Origin of the sequence: Croceicoccus ponticola (assembly GCF_004004515.1) — a bacterium.
In the GTDB taxonomy this organism is placed as follows: Bacteria; Pseudomonadota; Alphaproteobacteria; order Sphingomonadales; family Sphingomonadaceae; genus Croceicoccus; species Croceicoccus ponticola.
The window spans coordinates 1-2,281 of the sequence record NZ_RXOL01000015.1; the positions used below are offsets into that span (position 1 = coordinate 1).

Here is a 2,281-nt window from a genome sequence, read left to right on the forward strand (position 1 = left end):
CCACCCTGACGAATATGCTCAGATGGTTGAAATGATAGTTTCCAATCCGATGCTGAATGGCGAGACGATCCGTCTGGATGGAGCAATCAGGATGGCCCCGAAATGAATTTCCCCGAGATATCGGAACGCGCGCAGGCGATCGGCGCCAAGGTCGAGGCTTTCGTGCGCGAAGTCGTCTTTCCCTATGAACAGGACGACCGGCGCGATCATCATGGCGCGCCGATGGACGTCATGGTCATGGAAATGCGCGAGAAGGCGCGTGCGGCGGGCGTGCTGACCCCGCATGTCCTGCCCGACGGATCGCACCTGACGCAGGTCGAGACGGCGCATGTGCTGATCAGGTCGGGCCTGTCGCCGCTGGGCCCGCTGGCGTGCAACACCAACGCGCCGGACGAAGGGAACATGTACCTGTTGGGCCATGTCGGGTCCGACCTGCTGAAGGAGAAATTCCTGAAGCAGATGCTGTCCGGCCAATCGCGCAGCGCGTTCTTCATGACCGAGCCTGCCGAACTGGGCGGGGCGGGGTCCGATCCGTCGATGATGATCACGACCTGCAAAAAGGACGGCAATCACTGGGTGGTGAACGGCAAGAAAGCGTTCATCACCGGGGCCGAGGGCGCCAAGGTCGGCATCGTGATGGCCAAGTCCGAAGACCCGGATTCGATGGGCGGGGCCTGCATGTTCGTGGTCGACCTGCCCGATCCGGCGATCCGCATCGACGCGGTGCCCAACACCATCGACAACTCGATGCCCGGCAGCCACGCGACCGTGACCATCGATGCCTTGCGCGTTCCGGCCGACCAGATGCTGGGCGAGGCGGGCGAGGGGTTCAAGTATGCGCAGATCCGGCTGAGCCCTGCGCGCCTGTCGCACTGCATGCGCTGGCTGGGGGCGTGCATCCGGGCGCAGGAAATCGCCACCGACTACGCCTGCCGCCGCATGGCGTTCGGCAAGACGCTGATCGATCACGAAGGCGTGGGCTTCATGCTCGCGCAGAACAAGATCGACATCAAGCAGGCCGAACTGATGGTCTACTGGTGCGCCAGCGTGCTGGACACAGGATCTCTGGGTACGGTCGAAAGCAGTATGGCCAAGGTCGCGGTGTCCGAAGCGCTGATGCGCATTGCCGACAACTGCGTGCAGGTGATGGGCGGCAACGGCGTGACCGACAAGACCATCGTCGAACAGGTGTTCCGCGAAATCCGCGCCTTTCGCATCTATGACGGCCCGACCGAGGTTCACAAGTGGAGCCTGGCCAAGAAGATCAAGCGCGACTGGCGCGAGACGCAGGCTGCGACACAGGAGGCATAACCGCGATGGGTAGCGAGATCGCCGAAGCCAACAGCGGCACCACTCCGGTCCGCGCGGGGTACGAGGTCGACGAGGGTCGCCTCGCCGCGTGGATGGAAGCGAATGTCGCGGGCTTTGCCGGGCCGCTGACGATCGAACAGTTCAGGGGCGGGCAGTCGAACCCGACCTACAAGCTGACGACGCCGGGCGCGAAATACGTGCTGCGCCGCAAGCCGCCCGGCGAACTGCTGAAGGGCGCGCATGCGGTGGAGCGCGAGGCGCAGGTGATGACCGGGCTGGGCCGTGCGAAGATAAATGGGGCCGGCTTCCCGGTGCCGCGCGTCCACGGCATCTGCACCGACGACGATGTGATCGGGACGTGGTTCTTCGTGATGGACATGGTGGAGGGCCGCATCTTCTGGGACGCGACGTTCCCCGATGTCGCGAGAGAGGATCGGCCCGCCTACTTCGATGCGATGAATGCGACGATGGCCGCGCTGCACCAGGTCGACTACGAAGCCGTCGGGCTTGGCGACTACGGCAAGCCGGGAAACTACTTTGCGCGGCAGATCGGGCGCTGGTCGAAGCAGTACCTCGCGGACGAGGAAGCGGGTCGCAACGAGGACATGGACCGTCTCGTCGCGTGGCTGCCCGAACATATCCCGGCAGGCGACGAGACGAGCGTGGTTCACGGCGACTTCCGCTGCGACAACATGATCTTCCACCCCACCGAACCGCGCGTGCTGGCGGTGCTGGATTGGGAACTGTCGACGCTGGGCCATCCGCTGGCCGACTTTGCCTATCATGCGATGATGTACCGGATGCCGCCCGACATCGTAGCGGGACTAGAAGGCGCGGATCTTGCCGCGCTCAACATCCCGAGCGAGGCCGAATATGTCGCCGCCTACTGCCGGCGGATGGGGCGCGACAGCATCCCGGGCTGGGACTTCTACGTCGCGTTCCAGTTCTTCCGCCTCGCCGCGATCTTCCA

2 protein-coding genes and 1 pseudogene are annotated in these 2,281 nt (G+C 64.3%); all 3 read left to right on the forward strand.

What is annotated here, in order from left to right; genetic code table 11:
* A pseudogene (locus EKN06_RS16045) lies at positions 1-106 on the forward strand (3-hydroxyacyl-CoA dehydrogenase); the annotation flags it as partial.
* Positions 103-1,311, forward strand: a complete 1,209-nt coding sequence (locus EKN06_RS15525) for an acyl-CoA dehydrogenase family protein (protein ID WP_127613812.1) — start codon at positions 103-105, stop codon at positions 1,309-1,311. The pseudogene EKN06_RS16045 and the gene EKN06_RS15525, both read left to right, overlap by 4 nt.
* A 5-nt stretch (positions 1,312-1,316) precedes the next feature.
* Positions 1,317-2,281, forward strand: a 965-nt coding sequence (locus tag EKN06_RS15530; protein ID WP_127613813.1) for a phosphotransferase, incomplete at its 3' end; no start/stop codon positions are given.

Excerpts from the sequence above, each read along its gene's own strand:
- EKN06_RS15525 (WP_127613812.1), top strand. The coding sequence starts at position 103 with ATGAATTTCCCCGAGATATCGGAACGCGCGCAGGCGATCGGCGCCAAG.